The organism is Neorhizobium galegae, from assembly GCF_017877135.1.
Taxonomy (GTDB): Bacteria; Pseudomonadota; Alphaproteobacteria; order Rhizobiales; family Rhizobiaceae; genus Neorhizobium; species Neorhizobium galegae_A.
Window position 1 is genome coordinate 176,122 of record NZ_JAGIPH010000008.1, and the last position, 22,020, is coordinate 198,141.

18 protein-coding genes, 1 tRNA gene and 3 pseudogenes are annotated in these 22,020 nt (G+C 60.1%); 15 read left to right on the forward strand and 7 right to left on the reverse strand.

The genetic code is table 11. The annotated features are described in order from the left end of the window. Positions 1 to 102 precede the first annotated feature (102 nt). Complete coding sequence (locus J2858_RS20425; protein ID WP_210106736.1) at positions 103 to 660, forward strand: DUF922 domain-containing Zn-dependent protease; 558 nt, start codon at positions 103 to 105, stop codon at positions 658 to 660. A 95-nt stretch (positions 661 to 755) separates the two neighbouring features. On the opposite strand, the gene J2858_RS20430 is transcribed toward J2858_RS20425, so the two are convergent. Continuing rightward, a complete protein-coding gene (locus tag J2858_RS20430; RefSeq protein ID WP_210106706.1) occupies positions 756 to 2,087 on the reverse strand; it encodes a dicarboxylate/amino acid:cation symporter in 1,332 nt (443 codons plus the stop codon). Between the two features lie 220 nt (positions 2,088 to 2,307). Here J2858_RS20430 and J2858_RS20435 point away from each other — a divergent pair, with 220 nt between their 5' ends. After that, positions 2,308 to 4,164: a sensor histidine kinase gene (locus tag J2858_RS20435; protein WP_210106707.1), complete on the forward strand. Its 1,857-nt coding sequence runs from the start codon at positions 2,308 to 2,310 to the stop codon at positions 4,162 to 4,164. Continuing rightward, the gene (locus J2858_RS20440; RefSeq protein WP_210106708.1) at positions 4,161 to 5,522 is read left to right on the forward strand and encodes a sigma-54-dependent transcriptional regulator; all 1,362 of its coding nucleotides are present in this window, start codon (positions 4,161 to 4,163) and stop codon (positions 5,520 to 5,522) included. The genes J2858_RS20435 and J2858_RS20440 overlap by 4 nt, the downstream gene beginning before the upstream one ends. Before the next feature lie 14 nt (positions 5,523 to 5,536). On the opposite strand, the gene J2858_RS20445 is transcribed toward J2858_RS20440, so the two are convergent. From J2858_RS20445 to J2858_RS20465, 5 genes are all read right to left on the reverse strand, one after another. Then, positions 5,537 to 8,458 (reverse strand): PAS domain-containing protein, encoded by a 2,922-nt coding sequence (locus tag J2858_RS20445; RefSeq protein WP_210106709.1) that lies wholly within the window; start codon positions 8,456 to 8,458, stop codon positions 5,537 to 5,539. Positions 8,459 to 8,590: 132 nt separating this feature from the next. Further along, positions 8,591 to 9,007, reverse strand: coding sequence for a response regulator (locus tag J2858_RS20450; protein WP_210106710.1), 417 nt, complete (start codon positions 9,005 to 9,007; stop codon positions 8,591 to 8,593). Continuing rightward, complete coding sequence (locus J2858_RS20455) at positions 9,004 to 10,134, reverse strand: PAS domain-containing protein (protein ID WP_210106711.1); 1,131 nt, start codon at positions 10,132 to 10,134, stop codon at positions 9,004 to 9,006. The genes J2858_RS20450 and J2858_RS20455 overlap by 4 nt, the downstream gene beginning before the upstream one ends. A 98-nt stretch (positions 10,135 to 10,232) precedes the next feature. Continuing rightward, entirely contained in the window at positions 10,233 to 11,642 is a 1,410-nt protein-coding gene (locus tag J2858_RS20460; protein ID WP_210106737.1) for a phosphomannomutase, read from the reverse strand. Positions 11,643 to 11,766: 124 nt separating this feature from the next. After that, positions 11,767 to 12,954: an AGE family epimerase/isomerase gene (locus J2858_RS20465; RefSeq protein ID WP_210106712.1), complete on the reverse strand. Its 1,188-nt coding sequence runs from the start codon at positions 12,952 to 12,954 to the stop codon at positions 11,767 to 11,769. 290 nt (positions 12,955 to 13,244) lie between these two features. Here J2858_RS20465 and J2858_RS20470 point away from each other — a divergent pair. Beyond that, positions 13,245 to 13,321, forward strand: a tRNA-Pro gene (locus tag J2858_RS20470). Between the two features lie 189 nt (positions 13,322 to 13,510). Here the strand turns inward: J2858_RS20470 and J2858_RS24150 are convergent. Further along, a pseudogene (locus J2858_RS24150) lies at positions 13,511 to 13,654 on the reverse strand (MarR family transcriptional regulator); the annotation flags it as partial. 843 nt (positions 13,655 to 14,497) lie between these two features. Between J2858_RS24150 and J2858_RS20475 the strand changes: the two are divergent. From J2858_RS20475 to J2858_RS20525, 11 genes and pseudogenes are all read left to right on the forward strand, one after another. Beyond that, the gene (locus J2858_RS20475; protein WP_210106713.1) at positions 14,498 to 14,677 is read left to right on the forward strand and encodes a hypothetical protein; all 180 of its coding nucleotides are present in this window, start codon (positions 14,498 to 14,500) and stop codon (positions 14,675 to 14,677) included. A 174-nt stretch (positions 14,678 to 14,851) separates the two neighbouring features. Then, positions 14,852 to 15,055: a hypothetical protein gene (locus tag J2858_RS20480; protein ID WP_210106714.1), complete on the forward strand. Its 204-nt coding sequence runs from the start codon at positions 14,852 to 14,854 to the stop codon at positions 15,053 to 15,055. Between the two features lie 328 nt (positions 15,056 to 15,383). Further along, positions 15,384 to 16,211 (forward strand): MetQ/NlpA family lipoprotein, encoded by an 828-nt coding sequence (locus tag J2858_RS20485; protein WP_210106715.1) that lies wholly within the window; start codon positions 15,384 to 15,386, stop codon positions 16,209 to 16,211. Between the two features lie 73 nt (positions 16,212 to 16,284). Then, positions 16,285 to 17,352 carry a methionine ABC transporter ATP-binding protein gene (locus J2858_RS20490; RefSeq protein ID WP_245366830.1) on the forward strand — a complete coding sequence of 356 codons (1,068 nt, stop codon included), beginning with the start codon at positions 16,285 to 16,287 and terminating at the stop codon, positions 17,350 to 17,352. Continuing rightward, positions 17,345 to 18,010, forward strand: a complete 666-nt coding sequence (locus J2858_RS20495) for a methionine ABC transporter permease (RefSeq protein ID WP_210106716.1) — start codon at positions 17,345 to 17,347, stop codon at positions 18,008 to 18,010. The genes J2858_RS20490 and J2858_RS20495 overlap by 8 nt, the downstream gene beginning before the upstream one ends. Before the next feature lie 179 nt (positions 18,011 to 18,189). Continuing rightward, positions 18,190 to 18,426 carry a hypothetical protein gene (locus J2858_RS20500; protein WP_210106717.1) on the forward strand — a complete coding sequence of 79 codons (237 nt, stop codon included), beginning with the start codon at positions 18,190 to 18,192 and terminating at the stop codon, positions 18,424 to 18,426. Positions 18,427 to 18,635: 209 nt separating this feature from the next. Next, on the forward strand, positions 18,636 to 19,655 hold the full coding sequence (locus tag J2858_RS20505) for an ABC transporter substrate-binding protein (protein ID WP_210106718.1): 1,020 nt from the start codon (positions 18,636 to 18,638) through the stop codon (positions 19,653 to 19,655). After that, on the forward strand, positions 19,655 to 20,530 hold the full coding sequence (locus tag J2858_RS20510; protein ID WP_210106719.1) for an ABC transporter permease: 876 nt from the start codon (positions 19,655 to 19,657) through the stop codon (positions 20,528 to 20,530). The genes J2858_RS20505 and J2858_RS20510 overlap by 1 nt, the downstream gene beginning before the upstream one ends. 1 nt (position 20,531) lies before the next feature. After that, positions 20,532 to 20,879, forward strand: coding sequence for an ATP-binding cassette domain-containing protein (locus J2858_RS20515; protein WP_348635514.1), 348 nt, complete (start codon positions 20,532 to 20,534; stop codon positions 20,877 to 20,879). Next, positions 20,846 to 21,259, forward strand: a pseudogene (locus tag J2858_RS20520) (3'-5' exonuclease); the annotation flags it as partial. The gene J2858_RS20515 and the pseudogene J2858_RS20520, both read left to right, overlap by 34 nt. Before the next feature lie 12 nt (positions 21,260 to 21,271). After that, positions 21,272 to 21,950: pseudogene (locus tag J2858_RS20525) on the forward strand (SOS response-associated peptidase). Positions 21,951 to 22,020 lie beyond the last annotated feature (70 nt).

Genomic DNA, 22,020 nt, shown 5'->3' on the forward strand with positions numbered 1-22,020 from the left:
GATGCGCCGCCGGTCGGTTTCACCGGCGGTGTCACAGGGTGTTCGAAAGTGCAGGGTTTGAATTACAGGTTCCATGTCGCCCGCGGGCTGGCGGCCGTTCTCATGATGGCCCCGGCGGCCGCTGGGGCTGCCGATTGGCAGCCGGTCGAGCAGGTCAAGACCTATGCCATCTCGGGCACGACGGGGGCCGCGCTCTATGAAGCCATCGGCAAGCGGGCGCCGCAGGCAGGCGGCGGACTTGCCATTGCCCATACCGGCTTCAAGTTGACCTGGACGCGCACCTACGAGCCGCAGGGATCAGCCTGTGCGATCACGGTCGCAAAGCCCAGGCTCATCATCACCTACACGCTGCCCAAACCCTCAGGCCGGCTTGCGCCGGATGTGGCGGCCAGTTGGACTCGCTTCATCTCCGGTGTCGAAAAGCATGAACGGGTTCATGGAACCTTTATCAAGGACCTCGTCCAGCAGATCCAGGATTTCAGCCTCGGCCTTCGTGTCGAGAACGACCCGGACTGCCAGAAAATCCGCCAGGTGCTGACGGCCCGTCTCGGCGAGCTTTCGAAGGCGGAGCGGGCAAAGAATGTCGAGTTCGACCGGGTGGAGCTGAACCCCGGCGGCAATGTCCACCAGCTGATCCTGTCGCTGGTCAACGGACCCTAATATCCTGCGCTGCCGCCTCAAACCGAAAAGGCCCGCCGAACAATCCGGCGGGCCTTCCGATGAGACGCATGCGGTCTCTTTCCTTGGGAGGAAACCTATTCGGCGGGCTGAAGGCTTGCCGGAACCGACGGCTCCGCCGGCAGGCGCCCGGCCATGGCTTCGGCAAGCTTTGCCGTATCCAGTTCGTTCTCCCAACGGGCAACGACGATGGTTGCCACCGCATTGCCGACGAAATTGGTGAGCGCCCGGCATTCCGACATGAAGCGGTCGATGCCGAGGATCAGCGCCATGCCGGCAACCGGAACGGCAGGGACGACCGAAAGCGTGGCGGCAAGCGTGATGAAGCCTGCACCGGTGATGCCGGCCGCACCCTTCGAACTGAGCATGGCGACGAGCAGCAGCAGGATCTGGTCGCCGAAGGACAGATGAATGTCCGTCGCCTGGGCGATGAACAGGGCCGCCAGCGTCATGTAGATGTTGGTGCCGTCGAGGTTGAACGAGTAGCCGGTCGGAATGACGAGGCCGACGACCGAGCGCTTGCAGCCGGCGCGTTCCATTTTCTGCATCAGGCCGGGAAGTGCGGCTTCCGACGAGGACGTGCCGAGAACCAGCAGCAGCTCTTCCTTGATGTAGCGGATCAGGGCGAGGATCGAGAAGCCGTTATAGCGGGCAACCGCACCCAGAACGATGAAGACGAAGAGGAACGAGGTCAGGTAGAAGGTGCCGATCAGGAAGGCGAGATTGGCAATCGAGCCGATACCGTATTTGCCGATGGTAAAGGCCATGGCGCCGAAGGCACCGAGGGGTGCCGCCTTCATCAGGATCGCCACCAGCTTGAAGATCGGAGCGGTTACGGCGTGCAGGAAATCGGTGACCGGCTTGGCGCGATCGCCGACCATGGCGAGCGAAATGCCGAACAGAACCGAGAAGAAAAGCACCTGCAGGATATCGCCCTGCGCGAAGGCGCCGACGATGGTTTCCGGGATGATGTTCATCAGGAAGCCGACGACCGAGGTCTCATGCGCCTTGGTCGCATAGGTCGAAACGGCCTTGGCATCGAGCGAGGCCGGATCGATGTGCATGCCGGAGCCGGGCTGCACCACATTGGCGACCAGCATGCCGACGGCAAGCGCCAGTGTCGAGAAGATGAGGAAGTAGAGCATGGCCTTGCCGGCCACGCGCCCGACCTTCTTGAGGTCCGACATGCCGGCAATGCCGGTTGCGACCGTCAGGAAGATCACCGGGGCAATGATCATCTTGACGAGGCGAATGAAGGCGTCTCCCAGCGGCTTCAGCGCAGCGCCGAATTCCGGGTAAAAGTGCCCGAGCGTGATGCCGGCGGCAATGGCCACCAGAACCTGCACATACAGCTGCCGGTACAGGGGAATTTTGCCGCGCGAAGTCGCAGCATCATGAGTCATGTCCATGCGATAGATCCTCCATCGCGCCCCAACCACTATGGCTCTCCCGGGGCGATATTTTTGACGATATTCAACGATAGCAAGGGCCGTGCCACTCTCCTGTCAGCATGCAACCAGCTGAAGTTAAAGAGCAATTTTCTCTGCCCCCTAAACCCGCACTGGAGAATGTGCGGTATTTCGCACGCACCGCCTTGTTGTCCGGGCGGATTTATGCACAAATCGGCTGATGGAACCTGCACTCTCCGAAACTCAGGATCGCGCGCCACGGCCTCGGGTGGCACGCCGGCCGTGGCTGATCTTCACGGCGCTCGCGACGGCCTGTCTTGCTGTCGCGCTGTCTTTGGTCCACCACCATGTCAGCGGCTCCGTGATTGCGGATCTGCAGCGGCAGGGCAGGGTGGATGCGGGCTTGAAGGTGGCATTGCTGCGCGCGGTGCTGGAGCGTCCACGCTCGCTGCCCCTGATCCTGGCGCAGGACCGGGATGTTGAGGAGGCGCTGTCTGCCCCCGCACCGGCGCGGCTCGATGCGCTGAACCGCAAGCTGGAAGCCCTGATCACCGACACGAACGCCTCGGTTCTTTATGTCATCAATCACAACGGCCGCGCCATTGCCTCCAGCAACTGGCGCGAACCTTCAAGTTTCGTCGGCAGCGATTATGCTTTTCGCGCCTATTTCTCCCGCGCGATCACCGATGGCGCAGCAGAGCATTTCGCACTCGGCAGCGTCAGCAACAGGCCGGGCCTTTATATCTCCCAAAGGGTCGGCCCGGCGGATAATCCGCTTGGCGTGGTGGTGGTGAAGGCGGAGTTCGATCAGTTGGAGGAAGACTGGCGAAATGCGGTGCGCCCCTCTTTCGTCACCGACCCCAATGGTGTTGTGCTGATCACCAGCATTGCCTCCTGGCGCTTCATGACACTTGCCCCCTTGCCGGCGCCGAAACTGAAAGCGCTGCATGAAAGCCTGCAGTTCGGCGATACGCCGCTTCTGCCCTTGCCGGTCAACGTGCTGGACGCGCCGGACGAGGATACGAGGCTTATCGAGACGGTGCTGCCGGGAGAACGGCAGGCCCTTTATCTTGAAGTGGCTGTGCCGGTCGGTTCCACCGCCTGGCGGCTGCATTACCTGTCGCCGGTGGAGCCAGCGCTGTCTGCCGCCGTCCGGCAGGCGCAACTGTCCGTGCTCCTCATCCTCGTTCCCTTGCTGGCGCTGGCGGCGCTCTGGATATGGCGGCGACAGGCCACGCTTGCGCGCATTGCCATGGAGCAGGCGGCGCGCACGGAACTGGAGCGCAGGGTCCGCGAGCGCACGGCCGACCTCACCCGCGCCCGCGACCGGCTGGAAGCCGAAATCACCGATCACCGTGTCACGGAGGCACGGCTCCAGGGCGTGCAGCAGGAACTGGTGCAGGCAAACCGGCTGGCCATTCTTGGCCAGGTCGCTGCAGGCGTGGCGCATGAAATCAACCAGCCTGTCGCGACCATCCGTGCCTATGCCGACAATGCGCGCACCTTTTTGTCCCGCAGCCAGCTCGCACCGGCCGAAGAAAACCTGAACGAGATCGCAAGCCTGACCGAAAGGATCGGCACCATTACCGAGGATCTGAAGGCGCTGGCGCGCAAAGGCCGTTCCGCGGCCGAACCGGTCAGCCTGAAGGACGTGTTGAACGGCGCCGTGATGCTCCTCAAAACCCGCTTTTCCGGTCGCCTCGATCTCCTGAAGATCACGATGCCGCGGGAGGATCTGCGTGTGCTCGGTAACCAGCTGCGGCTGGAGCAGGTGATGATCAACCTTTTGCAGAACGCACTTGAAGCCATCGAGCAGCATCCGGAAGGGCTGGTGCATGTCGACGTGGACGAGGGGCCGACCACGGTGCTGATCCATGTCGTGGATACGGGGCCAGGCATTGCGCCGGCCATTCTCGATCAGCTTTTCTCGCCCTTCAACACGTCGAAGGAAGGCGGTCTCGGCCTCGGCCTCGTGATTGCCAAGGATATCGTCAGCGACTATGGCGGTCACATCCGCGTCGACAGCAGCTCTGAAGGCACCCGTTTCACGATCGAACTGAAAAGAGCAGAGCCATGAGCCGTCCGCTTCCCGTCATTCTTATAGACGACGACCGCGACCTGTTGCGCGCCACGGCCCAGACACTCGATCTCGCCGGCTTTTCCGTCTCGGCTTTCTCGTCTGCCGGTGAGGCCTTGCCGATGATTTCGGCGGATTTTGCCGGCGTCGTCATCTCGGATATCCGCATGCCGCGCATCGACGGGCTGGAACTGTTTGCGCGGGTGCAGGCCATCGATTCCGATATTCCCGTCGTGCTGGTAACCGGCCATGGCGATATCCCGATGGCAGTCGGCGCCATCAAGGACGGCGCCTATGACTTCATCGCAAAGCCCTATGCAGCCGACAGGTTGGTTCAATGTGTTGAGCGGGCCGGCGAAAAGCGGGCCTTGATCCTAGAAAACCGGAGCTTGCGCGAGGTGCGATCGGGCGATGACGACGGCCTGCCGCTGATCGGCCAGACGCCGGTCATGCAGCGCCTGCGCCACACGCTGCGCCAGATCGCCGATACGGATGTGGATGTGCTGCTGACTGGCGAAACCGGCACCGGCAAGGAGGTGGTGGCAAGCCTGCTGCACCGCTGGAGCCGGCGGGCAGCGGGAAATTTCGTCGCGCTGAACTGCGGCGCCCTGCCGGAACAGATCATGGAAAGCGAGTTGTTCGGCCATGAGCAGGGGGCCTTCACTGGCGCGCAGAAGCGCCGCGTCGGGCGCATCGAGCACTCGAGCGGTGGCACGCTGTTTCTCGATGAAATCGAAAGCATGCCGACGGGCACGCAGGTGCAGATGCTGCGCGTGCTGGAAATGCGCGAAGTCACTCCGCTTGGCACCAACGAAGTCCGCCCGGTGGATTTGCGCGTCGTTGCCGCGGCCAAGGTGGATCTCGGCGATCCAGCCGAGCGGCGGGATTTTCGCGAAGACCTGTATTATCGGCTGAACGTCGTGACGCTGTCCATTCCGCCGCTTCGCGAGCGCCGGGCCGACGTGCCGCTTCTGTTCCGCTATTTTACGCAGCGTGCTGCCAATCGCTTCTCGCGGGCGCTGCCTGCGTTGACGCCTGCCGTTTCACACCATCTGGCGAGCCATGACTGGCCGGGCAATGTGCGTGAACTGACCCATTATGCCGAGCGTTTCGTGCTGGGGCTCGAACCATCGCTGGAAGCGGCAACGCCCGGTGACGCGCCGCGCATCATCGACAGCGGGCAATCCCTGCCCGACCGGCTGGCCCGTCTGGAAGCGGAGATCATCCGCGAAACGCTCGCCAAGAACGGCGGGGATGTGCGCCTGACGCTGGAAGCCCTCGGCATTCCGCGCAAGACATTCTACGACAAGCTGCAGCGCCACGGCATCGTGCGGGGCGAATTTTCCGGCCGTGTCTGAAAAATCTTGGGCTGTCAGGGCTCGGCAATCAGCTGGCGGATGCGGGTGGCCATGGCCTCCATGGCAAAAGGCTTGGTCATCACATGCATGCCAGGCTCCAGATTGTTCTGGTTGAGCACGGCATTTTCCGCATAGCCGGTGATGAACAGGATTTTCAGCCCCGGACGCCGCGCCCGCGCCGCATCGGCAAGCTGACGCCCGTTGATGCCGTTCGGCAGCCCGACATCGGTCACCATCAGGTCGATGCGATCGCTGGCTTCGAGGAAGGGCAGGGCGCTTGCGGCATCCTCGGCTTCCAGCGCGCGGTAGCCCAGTTCCTCCAGCACCTCGACGATGAGAACGCGCACCAGCGGCTCGTCATCCACCACAAGAACAGTCTCGCCAGCACCCTGCACCATGCCGTTTGCGGCAGCGGGCAGGGGTTCTGCAGGCGCTTCCTGTCCGGCGTGGCGCGGCAGGTAGAGAAGGACTTCAGTGCCCGCGCCGGGGGCTGTCACGATCACGGCCCGTCCCCCCGATTGGCGGGCAAAACCGTAGATCATCGAAAGGCCAAGACCGGTGCCCTGGCCAATCGGTTTGGTGGTGAAGAACGGATCGAAAGCGCGGCTTGCCACATCAGGCGTCATGCCTGTTCCCGTATCGCGCACCGAAAGCACCACGTAATCGCCGGGGCTCAGGTTCCTTTCGGCCGCAAGATCGTCGGAATACGGTTGCTTGAAGGTGCGGATGGTCAGGCGCCCGCCATTCACCATCGCGTCGCGCGCGTTGATGGCAAGGTTCAACAACGCGTTTTCCAGCTGGCCCGGATCGACAAGAACCGACCATAGTTCAGGATCGAGCGAGGTCTCGATGGAAATTTCCGGACCGACCGAGCGACGGATCAGTTCCTCCATGCCAAGCACCAGGGCGTTAGCGTCAGTGGTGCGCGGATCGAGCGTCTGGCGACGGGAAAAGGCCAGCAGACGGTGGGTGAGGGCGGCTGCCCGCTTCGTTGCCCCTTGCGCGGCACCGACATATTTTTCGGCGTCCGCAATACGCCCCTGTCCGAGCCTGAGGTTGATCAGCTCGAGGCTGCCGCTGATGCCGGCGAGAATATTGTTGAAATCATGCGCGAGCCCGCCAGTTAGCTGGCCGACGGCTTCCATCTTCTGCGCCTGGCGCAAGGCCTCCTCGGAGGCCGCAAGCGCGGCTGCAGCTTTCTTTTCCGCCGTAATGTCGCGACCGCTGCCATAAATCAGCGCGCCGTCAGCCGCCGCAACCCAGGAAATCCAGCGATAACCGCCATTCGAGCAGCGGTAGCGGTTTTCAAACGGGGGGAATGTGCCGGACAGGTTCCGCGCGAACGTGGCCTTTGTGGCGGCGACGTCCTCGGCGACGATGAAGTCCAGAACGGAGCGATTGAGCATCTCGTCCTCCCGCCAGCCGAGGATCTTGGTGACGGCGGGATTGACGGCGCGAAACCTGCCCATCTGGTCGATGACGACGTTGATATCCTGCGTGTTGCGCCAGATCTGGTCGCGTTCGCGTGTGCGCTGCTCAACTTCGGCTTCAAGCGAACTTGCGAGCTGCTGCAGCGCCTGTTCGGCCTTGATGCGTTCGATGGCGGTGTGGGCGCGTGAGGCGACCTCCCGGATGAAATCGATGTCATCCTCGGCCCAGGTGCGAACCTTGGCACAGTTGACGAAGAAGGCCGCAACGATCTCGTTCTTTTCCACGACGCCGACATTGACAAAGGAGCGGGCACTGCGGGCAATCAGCGCGTCTGCAGCTGCGCTCACGCGCGGATCGAGCGTGACATCCGAGACCGCAACCACCTTGTCACGCAGCACGTCTGCGACAAGATCGGGAAGCGGGCGAAGATCCATATCGGCGCGGATATCGACAACACCCCGGGCATTCCAGGCCTGCAGGATGGTAAAGGCGGTAAGGTCCGGTGCGACCATGCCGTAACCCACACGGTCGGCCTCCAGCGTTTCACCGAGGATGCGGGACGCTGAAAGAGCAATCGCGTCGACATTCCACAACGACTGGATCTCCCGCGTGAGACGCACCAGAGCATCGCGCCGCGAATCGGATCGGCGACGTTCGGTCACATCGCTTGCCGCGCCGAACCATTCGGTGATCTCGCCCTTTGCATCGAGAACCGGCACGGCACGGGAAAAGACCCAGCCGATCGACCGGTCGGCCTTGCGGATACGATGCTCCATCTGGAAAGGCCGCTTGGTGCGGATCGCCCGTCCGATGGCAGCCCCGATCGGCGGTTGGTCTTCGGCGGGCAAATAATCCTCGATCCAGCGAGAACTGGGGCGGTCGAGATTTTCCAGAAATCCCCGTCCATCGAGCTGGCGCATCTCGATCCAGTCCGGGCTGACGCGGAAAATCGCATCGGATGTTGCAAGCGTCAGCGCCCGGAACTGCTCCTCGCTTTCGCGCAGCCGTCTCTGGCTAAGAACCATCTGCGTCGTTTCCACCACGATAGCGATGACGCCGGCGGGTTTGCCGCTTTCGTCCATGACAGGCGAATAATCGAGGTTCATCCACACCGGCTCGGGCACGCCATTGCGCACGAGCGTCAGTTCCTGGTCGCGGTAGTGCAGCGTCGAGCCGGAAAGACCAACTCGCATCACATTATCGTTGAAATCTGCAATTTCTGCCCAGCCTTCGCGCACCTTGGAGCCGAGAAGCTGCGGGTGGCGATTGCCTGCAAAGACCGAATAGGCGTCGTTATAGATCATAATGCCGTCTTCGCCCCATAACAGCACGATGGGGACGGACGAGCCAAGAAGCATGCTGGTGACGGATTTCAGGCTCTGGGGCCATTCCTCCAGGGGGCCGAGACGGGTCTTTGACCAGTCGAAGGCGCGAATAAGCGCACCCAGCTGGCCACCGCCAACGGGGAAGGGGATATTGGCCGTTACCGTTCCGTCCGCTGCCATGCGCCATCCATGCTTTTGCCACTGACGCCACGGCGACGACTGTCATGGCCGGTCATCCATTGGCGATTGCGCGAACCATTTAGCGTCAACAGAGGCACTCTATCAATCACTTCTACACAACGTCTTCCTACTTTAGTGCGCCATCTTGAGCCATGGCGCCGGCACGAGGCTGGGCGGAAAGGCACCGCGTCTTTCGCCCTCCACAAACCGTTCGATAAAGGCCAGCGCGTGTTCCAGCCCGTTCATCGTATAGGGTTTTTCAATCGCGCCCAGCGCACCGGCAAAATCCTCCGGAATGCGCTTCAGGTTGCCGGTCATGAAGACGTAAGGCACACCCTTTTCGCGCAGGTGATAGCCGACCTCGATGCCACTCGGCCCATCGAGAAGCTGGATATCGACAAAGGCGAAGTCCAGCGCCTGATGATCGGCAAGCACCTTTGCCTCTTCGCTCGACATGGCCTGACCGATGACCGCATGGCCCGCCGCCTGCAGCTCGCTTTCCAGCTCCAGCGCCAGCAGTGCCTCGTCTTCCACGATCAGTATATTCACGATGTCTTGCCCTCCCCATGGCTGTCTACCGGCAGAAGCACATCCACCACCGTCTCACTTCCATTGATTTCGCGCGTGATCGTCGCGCCGACCTGCCTCGCACAGGTCTCAAGGATCATCCGGCTAAAATCCTGCTCTTCGCCGCCTGCATCCCGCGCAACGGCCGTATCGCGCATCTCGATATGAAATTGGCCATTCAGCCGTTCCACGCAAAGGTGAAGCTTGCCGCCACCGTCGCCGAGGCCCCGGCGCACCGCGTCCGCCACCAGTTCGTGGAGAATAAACGCCAGCGGGGAGGCCTTGGCGGCCGGAATGAGGACCGGTGACAGGTTGAACGTCAGCTCGATATCATCGCGCCGCACGGCGCCAATCATGTCGGTTGCCAGATCGCGGGCGAAGTCTGCCCCGTCGAAATGCTCCACATCGGCGGTGGTAAACAGTTTCCTCTGCACGGTGCTCAGTGCCTCGACCCGGCCAAGCACCGAGTGCAGGGTTCTGCGAACCGTATCATCCCGGGTGAGGCGCGCCTGCAGCTTCAGGATCGAGGCAATGGTCAGCAGGTTGTTTTTGACGCGGTGGTCCACTTCGTGAACCAGAAGCGTCTTTGCCTCAAGCGCATCCCTCAGATCCTTCGTGCGCCGGGCCACTTCCTCTTCGGCAAGACTGCGGGCCGCGGCAAGCTCCGACTGCCTTTCCTTCATCCGGGTGAAATCCAGCTGCGAGGCAAAGAAATAGATCACGTCGCCCGCCTGGCTGCGCACCGGGCTGAGGAACAGCGCATTCCAGAAGGGCGTGCCATCCTTGCGATAGTTCAGAACGTCGACGGCAAGGCTCCGTTCGTCCTCGACGGCCGCCCTGATCTGCGCAACCACGGCCTTGTCTGTTTGCGGCCCCTGCAGCAGTCGGCAATTGCGACCGATCAGTTCTTCGCGCGCATAGCCGGTCAGCGTCGAAAAAGCGGCATTGGAAAAGATGATCGGATTGTCCGCCTGCCGCGGATCGGTAATGATCATCGGCATGCGGGTCGCCTTGAAGGCGGCGGCAAAGGGATCGTCGGAACGATGTTCCGCAAGCAGGCGCTCACCTGCTTCCTCTGCGTCTTTGATGGAACGGTCACTGACAGTCATGGGCGACGATTTCACTCCATTCCAAGCGAAGGAGCCAAACGGGGTTGCCCCCGCTTGGTTCCTTTGATGGGTTGAAAAACCGACCCGGAAGAGCAGCCTCAGGCGGCGGCGCGAATGAGCGCAAGCCCCTCCTGCAGCAGGGCAAGTGCGGCTTCCTCACTCTCAGCTTCCACGTAGCACCGCATTTCCGGCGCATTGCCGGAGGGGCGCAAGTGGATGATGCGGCCATCCTCGAGCGTGACGCGCAAACCATCCACATCGCTCACCGAACGCACGCCGCCCAACGGCTTCAGGAACAGCGCCAGATTATCCGGCGAGGCGCGCAGACGTGCCATCAGGGCAGCGCTCGTCTCGACAGGAAAGTTTTCCAGCCGGTCGGCGGCGGCAACCGGGAGCCGGAAGTCCCCCGCCAGAGCCGAAAGAGATTTGCCTAGGCTCTTGGCAAGATAAAGCGTTGCCAGCACCGGCAGGAAACTGTCGCGTGTCGGAAGCGCCGTCAGCGCCTTCCCGTTCTTGTCGAAGCTAGAGGCCGTCAGCAGCCCGCCATTGGCTTCAAAACCCATGACCGCCGTCTCACCGGCATCCAACGCCTGCTGCATGCCCTCGATCACGAAGGGCGAGCCGACGCGGGTGCGGATGACGCGGAAATCTCCGGTCGCCTCGATGCCCGAATTGGAGGTAACCGGCGTTACCACGACCTTTGCGCCGAGAAATCCGGCTGCAATCAGGCCAAGCAGATCGCCGCGCAGCGGCAGGCCCGTCTCATCGGTCACCAGCGGCCGGTCACCGTCACCATCGGCGGAAACCACGGCATCGAGCGCATGTTCGGCAGTCCAGGCCTTGAAGAGAGCGATCGAATCTTCGGAGACCGCCTCCGTATCGACCGGAATGAAGTGATCCGACCGGCCGAGGGCCAGGACTTTGGCGCCATAAAATTCAAGGATCGAGACAAGCCAATCGCGCGCCACCGTGCTGTGCTGATAGACACCGATGGTAAGACCAGCCAAGGCACCGGCCGGCAGGATATGTTCATTGCGGGCGCGAAACATCGCCTCGGCCTCGGCCGCTTCGCTCGGCGCCGTCCCCGGCGTCAGCTCCAGGTTTTTGTCCGCCATCTGCTCGGCGAGCGCCGTGATGGCCAGTTCGTCCCGTTTGTCGATCTCGCCATCGGGCCGGTAGAACTTGATGCCGTTGCGATCGGCGGGAATATGCGATCCGGTGATCATCAAGGAGGCGGCGCCATGCGTCATCGCATAAAGCGCAAGCGCCGGCGTCGGGATGGCGCCGCAATCGATCGGTGCAAGCCCCGCGCGCTTAAGCGCGCCGATGCAGGTTGCCATGATATCGGGCGAGGAGGGGCGAAAATCGCCGGCCACGAAAATCCGCGCGCCGGGCTTTGCCTTGCCGCTTTCCAGCAGATACTGCGCATAGGCCGTTGCATAGAGCGCCGATGCGCGCCCTTCCAGTTCCGTCACAAGGCCGCGCAGGCCGCTGGTTCCAAACTTCATCATCGTTCCTTCCATGAAGGGCCGCGATCCTTGTCGGGAAAGGAGCGCGCCCAAGGTCTTGGGGCATATTGGCGGGAAAGGGGCTAAACGCATCCTCTGGCGGGCAGAGCGTCCGGCGAGGCCGTCAGGCTGCTTTGGATGTTTGCTCCGAAAGTGTCTGAAAGCAGTCCCTCAGTTCATAGATAGCGCAAAGGATATGGTAAAAGGAACTGGCCGGAGCAGGCTCCTCGACAAACTGACCATCGGCGCTCAGTTTGTCGCGCCAGAGGCCGGGGAGGGGCACCTTCAGGAAAACATCGAGCGCTGCGCAAGCCGCAAGCACCGAGGCGAGATACCGCTCCCGCTCGGCGCCGCTCGAAAGAACCGCAAGCTTTGCCGCGCTCTTGATCCATTCCGTCTGCGGCCACAGCCGCGCCAACGGATCGGCGACGGAAAAATCATCGTTCAAGGCCATGATTGCCACCTTGCGGGTGGCACAGATGCCGTACTGCTCGCCGATCTCGAACAGCCGACGCGCCTTGGCAAGGGCGCCCGTGTCGCCGCGCCGTTCTGCCCAGCGCGCCAGAAGCCAGGCCCATTCGAACTGGTGGCCGGGCTCCATGATGCGGCCTTTCGCGCCCTCGAACGGGGCCCATTCGCCATTGAAGAATTCCCGCAACCCGCCGCTTGTCGCATCGATGAAGCGGCGCATGCAAAGCCCGGCAATTTCATCCGAGAGCGCGCGCCAGGCGGCTTCGTCAAAGCCCGCCTGTGCCTCGCAGGCAAGGCTTGCCTCAAAGAGGTGCATATGCGGATTGGAGCATAAGGGCAGGCGGCGCGGAACGGCCTCTTCAAAGCCCGCTTCCGCATGTGCATAGCCGGCCTTCAGCCGGGCAAGCATCTGAGAGGCGCGCTGCGCCATCGCAGTTGTCGTGTCCGGAAATGCCTTGGCCGTGTAGACGAAGGAGAGGATCGCAAACGCCTGGTTATAGAGATCAAAGCTGTCGTCGGTCATCTCCCCCTCGGCGGTGGCAAGGGCGCCGTAGAAGCCATTCTCCAGCAGGTAGACACGATCAAAGAACTTAAGGCCCTGCTCAGTCGGCGTCTGCCAGTCCCCATCCCAGCCCCGGCAACCGGCCTCGGCAAAACAATAAACCTGGCGTGGCTGGACGCGGGAGCGGCGTGGAACGCTTGTCGCCAGACCGGAAAGATCGATGGTTTCGACAAACCCTCCTGCCTCTCCCTGAAAACCTTTCGCACGCCAGAGCGGCAGGGCCTCCGCATGCAGCCAGTGTTCGAGTTTATCCTGGGCCTGGGTAAGTTCTTCGAGCATGGCGCTTGTCATATCCACAAATGCAGGGGCGACAGGATGTTCCGCAGAGCAAAACACTGTTCGATCCATTGGCAAATCAACCCGGTAGGGGTCACGAACTCATAGGCATGAAGCATATTTCTTTCTTATGACCATGGGAAGACTTGATGTTGCATCGCAACGCAACTGCTGCGACGCTGGTTAAAGCCAATCAACTGCCATGGGCGCAGCGCCCGGATAAATCCGATAAAAAATTTGCCAAAGGTGCTTGTGTAATAAAATCGCCTCGTCTATACGGGCGCCACTGGTCACGGAGTGTAGCGCAGTCTGGTAGCGCACCACGTTCGGGACGTGGGGGTCGAGTGTTCGAATCACTCCACTCCGACCAGTCGAAAAGCCCGCATTTGCGGGCTTTTTTCGTTTTGGGTGAATTTCGCCTTGTGAGTTCCTCATGACGAAACGGTAGCCTCAGGGGCCAAAATGGCCCTGTTTTGGTCATCGCTCTCACCAGATGCAAATCCATGACTCCTGGAGGCGACCAATGTTGAGACTCAATTGAGCGACCGACAACAACCACGACAGGGGCCATTCGGCGAATGTGTCGCAAAAGGCTGAATTGCGCAACATTGATGCCCAGGGGCGCGAGCACCCCATTGTAATGGGAAGACACCCGTCTTCCAGCTTTCCGCAAGGCAATGCAATGACAAGCTTCCCGTGACATGGTTGCGGGTACATACCCCCAACTGGCGAGATGCAAGTGGTTTGACCGGGGTCGACCCTCATTGACTGATGAGAAGGCTGGCAGCAGACCGGATTACCGGAAACTGTTCACCACCTCAAAGCTGGGACACTGGCCACTGCAAGTCGCACTTTATCTTTGAACGCACCCAGCTACACGTTAAAGCCACATAACTCCGCTTATGGAACCATCACACCCTAATCCGTCGTCAGCGATCGCCAAATCTGGCGATTGATGGTGATGATTTCTGGGTCAAGTGAGGCTCTGGAGGGTGAATATCCGTGGCGATCCTCGGCAACGTGATCATGACCTCGTTCGCTATGAACGTCTCCAAGGGCGGCTTTTGTTCAATGCCCTTGGCGAGATCTATAGGTTGACGCACGAGCGTGATGGCGGTTGCTGACGCGGCAGCAGACTGTTTCCTTTGCCATTGATGGAGCGGTGAGCTGCCTTGCCTGCGGAACCTAGTTCCGCGAACCTTATCCGTACCGCACACTCCTCGCCATCATTGCCGTCACGCCTGGGATGCGCTCAGTTGCGGAATGTCTCAGGCTAACGGTTTGCCCCGAGACAGAAAACGAGTTGGGTCGCATGTCCGCCCCCTCCAAGCTTCGCGCGCAAATTCGCGTTGCTCATTTCCGCGGAACAAACGCATCCACGCAAAAGCAGCCAAATTTCAAAGCCGGCTGGATATTGCGGTCATATGCGCAAACCCGGAAAAACCTGCCCTCTGCAACCACCAATTTAGTACATCAATTTAATGGATTAAATTGACGCCCGGGGGGCCTTTGTTAGATTATGGTGACGGAAAAGTCAGGGACAGACATGACGCCATTTTCTCTGCCGCATCTGGGAATTTTCGATTTTCTGGCTTTCAGGACGCTGACGCACCGCGTCGCTGATAACAACGGCCGCAAAGATGTAGCACATATTTTCCAGAACAATTCAAACAACGGTGAAGAACGTCCTCAGATTTATATTCGGATTTTCTTTCCACTCTTTTGAACCCCATTAGTTTCGGCGAGCGATGTTTGAAAGGATATCCGATGTCGCGAATTGGCCAGCATTCCGCCACTCGATCATTTCCGCGAACGCACATAGCACATATGCGCTGTTGCTGCCTCATCAATGCAAGAGGTTGAAAATAATCGAAAAAAATCCAAAGACAGAGGTTTCGTCATGGAAAAGAGTATTGTGGAGTTTGGAGGCTTGCCCGTCGGGATAGCCATCAACGAAGGCAGTGTATTTCGCTTTATCGCCGTGAAATTTCATGTCATCGACCTGGATAATCAGAGGTTTTCAAGTCTCGGCGATCTGCGCAGAGCCATATTGCGTCACGTCGGTGACAACAGCCAGCTGGCGGCTTTACGCCCGGCTGGCTAGAATATCTCACCTCTTTATATTCGAAAAACTTCTTGGTCAGGCCGTTTAGCCTGACCTTTTGCTTTTGCGGGTGTCCATCATCACTCATTCATGACGATGAACGCAGGGTGGCGATCCACCTATGTCCTTTATCATCTCACTGCATAAAATTACATCGAAATGCTGGATTGTTTTGCCTGAACTTGCCCAAAATGTCGGCACTATTTTTCCCTTTAGCAGTTGAAAAGAAACATGCCTTCTTCGAAACCGGACCGTGATCCTGCGATGCTCTGAACGTGACGGAAGTCGCAATGAACGCTTCCGCAAGCTAACTCGCTAGGGACACACAATGAGCAAGAAAATCGGAAACACCTTCTCCTGGACCCGTCGTGCAAGCCTCGCCGCCATGATTGCAGGTGCGATTGCAGGCCTCAGCGTTCCAGCTGCCCATGCCGCCGACAAGACCATCAAGGTCGGCATCATCAGCGGTGAAGACGAAGACGTCTGGCGGGCCGTAACGGCCGAGGCCGCGAAGAAGGGCCTCACCATCAAGACCGTTGTCTTCAACGACTACACCCAGCCCAACGAGGCCCTGGAACGCGGCGATATCGACGCCAATGCCTTCCAGCACAAGCCTTACCTCGACAACCAGATAAAGCAGCATGGTTATCACATTGTTTCTGTCGGCTACACCGGCGTCTGGCCGATCGGCCTGTACTCGAAGAAGCACAAAGGCCTAGCCGACCTTCCGAAGGGCGCTCAGGTTGGCGTACCGAACGACCCGTCCAACGAAGGCCGCGCACTGCGCGTGCTGCAGAACGAAGGCCTGATCAAGCTGAAGGACGGCACGGGCATCCTGGCGACGATTGCCGACATCACCGAGAACCCCAAGGGCCTCAAGATCAAGGAACTGGACGCCGGCGTCGTTGGCCGCGCCATCGATGATCTGGATGCCGCCGTCGTCAACACGGACTGGGCACTGAAGGCAGGTCTCAGCCCGGCACAGCGTATCGCGCAGGAGCCGATCAAGGACAACCCCTACCGCAACTTCATTGCCGTCAAGCAGGGTAGTGAAAACGAGGAATGGGTGAAGACGCTCGTATCGTCCTACCAGAATGACGCCGTGAAGGCCGTCTTCGAGAAGGTCTACAAGGGCACCGGCCTGATCGCCTACTGAGGCCTGACAGAGATTGATTCTTTTGCGGCGGCGGGCAATACCCGCCGCCTTTCGCTATTTGGAGAAAATGGTCATGAACAGCCATTCTGCCGTGGACATCACTCAGTCCCAAGCACTTGGCCTCGATGAGGTGGTGCGGCTGGCCGATGTGCGGCGCCGCTTCAACCAGACCGTCGCGCTGGATGGAATTTCGCTCACCGTTCGCAAGGGGGAGATCCTTGGCATCATCGGACGCAGCGGCGCGGGCAAATCCACACTCATCCGTTGCCTGAACGGACTGGAACGCCCCGATAGCGGCGAAATCATTATTGAGGGAACACGGATTGACCACCTGGCCGAGCGACAACTGCAGCCGCTTCGCCGTCGCATCGGCATGATCTTCCAGCACTTCAACCTGCTTTCGAGCAAGACGGTGGAGGCAAATGTTGCGCTTCCCCTGAAGATCGAAGGCTCGCCCAAGGCGGAACGTCTTGCGCGTGCGCGTGAACTTCTGGATCTGGTGGGCTTGTCCGACAAGGCTAAAGCCTATCCGGCGCAATTGTCTGGCGGGCAGAAGCAACGCGTCGGCATTGCCCGTGCGCTTGCGGCGCGCCCTGCGCTGCTGCTTTCCGACGAGGCAACCTCGGCGCTTGATCCGGAGACGACCCGGTCCATCCTTGCTCTCTTGAAGGAGATCAACCGCAAGCTTGGCCTCACCATCGTTCTGATCACCCATGAAATGGACGTGGTGCGAACGATTGCCGACCGTGTGGCGGTGATCAATGCCGGGCAAATCGTCGAGGAAGGCGATGTGCGGTCTGTCTTCGCAGCCCCCCGGCAGGAGATCACCAAAAGCCTCCTGTCCGGCAACAGGCCCCATCTGCCGGAACACCTGCAGTCGCGGCTCGGCTCTTCTGGCAACAGCATTGTGGCGAGCATCGATCTGCTCGGCCCCTACGGACAGCAGCAGTTCTTTGCAGACCTGTCCGAAACATTGGCCCATGGCGGCTCGCTTGTGCAGGGCGCCCTTGACCATATCCAAGGCGAACCGGTTGCGCGCTTCTTCATCACCATTCCGGCAGAGCAGCAGGCGGTCGTTGAACGTCTGCGCGCAAAACTTGACGCTGCCGGCGCTCACCTGGAGGTTCTGGGCCATGTCTGACATCATGATCGAGCTGTTGATCGGCGCCATCTGGGAAACTCTGCTGATGACAGTGGCTTCCGGTCTCATATCACTTTTGGCCGGCCTTCCTCTCGGTCTGGCGCTAGTTGCCACCGCGAAGGGCGGCCTTGCGGAAAATCTGTGGGTCAACAGATTGCTCGGGGCCGTCATCAACGCCTTCCGCTCCGTCCCCTTCATCATCCTGCTGGTCGCGCTTATTCCGGTGACGCGCTTCATCGTCGGCACTGCACTTGGCACCTGGGCCGCGATCGTGCCGCTCGCAATTGCCGCAACACCCTATTATGCCCGCATTGCCGAGGTGTCGCTCCGGGAAGTGGACAAAGGGCTGATCGAGGCTGTTCGCGCCATGGGCGGCAATCGCTGGACAATCATCAGCGAGGTCCTCATCCCGGAGGCTCTGCCGGGCATCGTCGCCGGCTTCACCGTCACGCTCGTAACTCTGATCGGGGCGTCTGCCATGGCCGGTGCGATTGGCGCAGGCGGGCTGGGTGATCTTGCGATCCGCTACGGCTATCAGCGTTTTGAAACCGGTGTCATGATCGCAGTTGTGATCGTGCTGATCATCCTGGTCTGCGGCATCCAGTGGATCGGTGATCGCCTCGTTGCACAGCTGGAACGCCGACAGGCGCACGGTTAAGCGTTACAAGCCTGTGGAGCCTTGGTGCTCCGCAGGCTTCTCGCACCTTCTGCGACACTGGTCGCCGCGCAGAACCGTCGATGCGTGCCTCGGCCCCCGGCCTTGTCGAAGACATGAAGCGTCAGCGAAGTCAGAGTAAAGCGGCAAAAAAAGATTGAAGGTCTTGGCCCAAAACTCTGTTGGCCGCTTATATCAAAATGGCCAAGCAGCGCTTCATCAGATCGGCAGGGCAAACCGATGCCGGTCGCCCAGGTGAACGCCTCTTCGACATAGTGGGTGACGATCGCGATGGCGGCATCCTGCGCCATTCCGCCCGACAACTGCCGGGGATTGATTGGCTTGGCGAATCCGAAGAAACCGACGTGTGCGAGGTCGTGACGAAGCTTCCCATACTTCTGCCTGAGCGTGAATTATGACGAAACGCAAAGGTGGATCAAATTCGAACGTTAATCCAACCGTCGCCCGCCAGTGCGCGGAATGAATGAATGGGAATCCATGCTCGCATCTCTGGGCGGAAAACTCTTCAGAAGTCTACTTAGTCTATAGATTATAATTCCTTATTTAACCGCAGCGATGGGCGTACGGTTTGTCCTCGACGATCCGACTATTCAGGGGCTTATCCGCAATGGCATCGAACGCTTTTTCCAAAACCATTTTCAAACTCGCGAGTGGACTTTTTTTGACGCTAGGCCTTGCGGGCGCTTCTTGGGCGCAGGGCGCTCCCGATCTCTCCGGCGTCACCGTAACGGTTGGGACGCCGAACAAAACCGGGCTCCATCGCCAACTCTTGGCATCCGGGGAAGCGAACGGCACACCCTATAAAATCGAATGGGCCGACTTCGACTCCACTCCGCCTCTGGTCGAAGCGCTGCGCGCCGGCCACGTCGATATTGCCGCCGGCGGCGATACTGGTGTTCTCACCGCAATCGCCAATGGTGCCAAGATCACGATCCTTGCGGGTTTGGTGGAGCGCAAGGAGGGCGGAAGTGCGATTTTGGTGCGGGCTGACTCGCCGCTGAAGACTGTCGCGGACTTGAAGGGCAAGAAAGTCGCTTTGCCGCATTTCACCAAGCAGCACTACCAGTTTGCCAAAGCTCTCGATGACGCTGGCCTTGCCTGGGACAAAAATCTCATTCTGAACCTCAACACAACCGACGGCCTCTCTGCCTTGGTCAATGGTCAGGTCGATGCGTTTGTGGTCTGGGACCCCAATACCGCCATCGCTCAGAAGCAGCACGGCGCTGTGATCCTTCAGAACTTGGCGAAAGTGGTCGATACGCCGAGCGTCCTCTACGCTCCAACATCAGGTTATACGGACCCTCTCAAGCGTGCAGCACTCGAAGACCTGACGCGGCGCATCATCCGGGCACAGGCCTGGGTCAACAATCATCCCAAGGAGTGGTCTGAACAGGTGGCGAAACTCTCGCAGATTTCCCTGGATGCAGCCGAGCTGCAAGCGAGTCGCTCCTCGGTAGCATTCATCCCTGCGACGACGGGTGAAGCGGTTGCTGGCTGGCAGAAAGAGGTCTCGTTTTTCTACAAGGGCGGCCAGTTCCGCAAGGAATTTGACGTGAAGGATATCGTCGCCAAGGACTTCGATGTCATCGTCTACAGCGAAAACAAAAAGCTGGCGAAGACAAACTAATGGCATCGACCGCGACACAATTGCCGGTGCGCACGACGTCCATGTCCGCGCGACCGGAGCTAGTGGAAGCCTACAGCCTCCAGCGTATCGTGCCGGGGCGTGGCAAATCCTTGGTCATCCCGTGGGGAGCCCGAAAGGGCCTGGGACCCGTCTTCCTTGCCCTCTTATGGTGGTACACCACAACCACAGGCGCGATATCGGAAGACTTTCTTCCCGGGCCAGCCGCTCTATGGAGCGCTTTGCAGGAGCTCTATACGTCAGGCGATCTTGGTGAGGCATTGCGGCTATCGCTTAAGCGTGCATCGATCGGGTTTGGATTTGGATTTGTGACGGGCGTGGGTCTTGCATTGATATCCGGCCTGCTTCGCATCGGTGAAGATCTGGTCGATGCTCCGATGCAAATGATGAGGACCTTGCCATGGGCGGGCCTGGTTCCGCTTCTCATCATCTGGCTTGGCATCGACGAGACGCCGAAGATCACCCTCGTAGCCTTCGCGGTCTGCTTTCCACTTTACGTCAACACCTTTGCGGGGATCCGGAATGTCGATCGCAACCTTATCGAGGCTGCAAAGACACTCCAATTCAGCCGCACGGCCATGATTTTTGAGGTTGTATTGCCGGGTGCTCTCCCTGGTCTACTCGTCGGCCTACGCTACGCCCTCGGCTCTGCCTGGCTTGCGCTGGTGTTCGCCGAAACCGTCAATGCTCAGGGCGGCGTCGGCTATTTAATTACGCACGCCCGCGAGGTCTATCGCGTCGATATCATCATTCTGTGCCTCTTGATCTACGCGCTTCTGGGGCTGAGCGCCGATCTGATTGTGAGACTTCTGGAAAGAGTCCTGCTGGCTTGGCGTCAGGGCTTTGAAGGGGAATAGGATGGCGGACGCCCGAACAGCTGTGGCAGTGAAGGTCAAAGGTCTTACTCGTCGCTTCGGGGACCGGACGGTCATCGCCAACCTTGACTTGGAAATACGCCGCGGCGAGTTCGTTGCACTTCTCGGCGCGAGCGGATGCGGCAAAAGCACGCTTCTTCGCATCCTCGCAGATCTCGATCACGACCTGGAGGGAGACGTTCTCGTTTCTCCTCATCGTGGCGTGGCGTTTCAGTCCCCTCGCCTATTTCCCTGGAAGAGGGTCTGGCGGAACGTCGTTGCCGGAACGGAAAACCGGCGCGACAGGGCAAGGGCGCAGCCGGCGTGCCGCTACTCGATGAGGACTATCTGATCCTGTCGACCATTCATTCGGCCAAGGGGCAGGAATGGCGCGCGGTCTTCATACTCAACGTCGTCGACGGCTGCATGCCCTCAGATCTTGGAACCGGCACGACACAGGAACTCGAGGAAGAGCGCCGGCTGCTCTATGTCGCCATGACCCGCGCCCGAGACAGTCTTTCGTTGATAACCCCGCAGCGTTTTTTTACCCACGGGCAGAACGCTCAAGGGGATCGGCACATTTATGCAGCAAGGACGCGGTTCATTCCGGCAACGCTGCTGCAATTCTTCGAGACGACGACCTGGCCGAAGGTCTCGGCAGTTGCATCTGAGCGCAGCGCCCAGCAGATCCGCATGGATGTCGGCGCACGGATGCGGGCCATGTGGAAATAGGGAGGGGATCGAATGTGCAATCTCTACAATGTGACCACCACCCGTGACGCGGTTCTGCAGTTCACGAAAGCTTTTAGAGATCGCGCTGGCTGGAACGAAGCGAGCTTCGATGTCTATCCAGGCTATCAGGCACCCGTTGTCCGGGTGGGTGACGACGGAAACCGAGAGATTGCTCGCGCCACCTGGGGCATGCCGTCGCCACCACCCTATCTGAAGAACTACGATCCCGGCGTCACCAATATCCGCAATGTAGGTTCCCCGCATTGGCGTCGCTGGCTTGGAACCACAAGCCGATGCGTCGTGCCGTTCGCCTCCTTTACAGAGCCTGATCCGGCGAGCAAGGTGGAAGGCGGACGTGTGCCGAATGCCTGGTTTGCCGGCAATGAAGACCGGCCGCTGATGTTCTTTGCGGGCTTCTGGACGCCATGGAAGGGGGTACGCAAAGTCAGGGACGGCGAGCAGGAATACGAACTGTTCGGGTTTCTGACCACGTCGCCGAACGAGATCGTCTCGCCCCATCCATGAAAAGGTTATGCCGGCCATTCTCACGACGCCGGAGGAAGTCGATATCTGGCTGACCGCCCCTTGGGACGAGGCCCGGCATCTGCAACGCCCCCTTGCTGCCAATATGCTGGTGATCGTGCCGCCCCAGCCAAAGGGCACTGCAGATGATGAAGGTCTGTTGCTGTGATCATCGGCCACCGCCGCTACCAACACGACCAAGCGCCCCAACGCGACGCGCCGACTTGGCCGCGCCACTT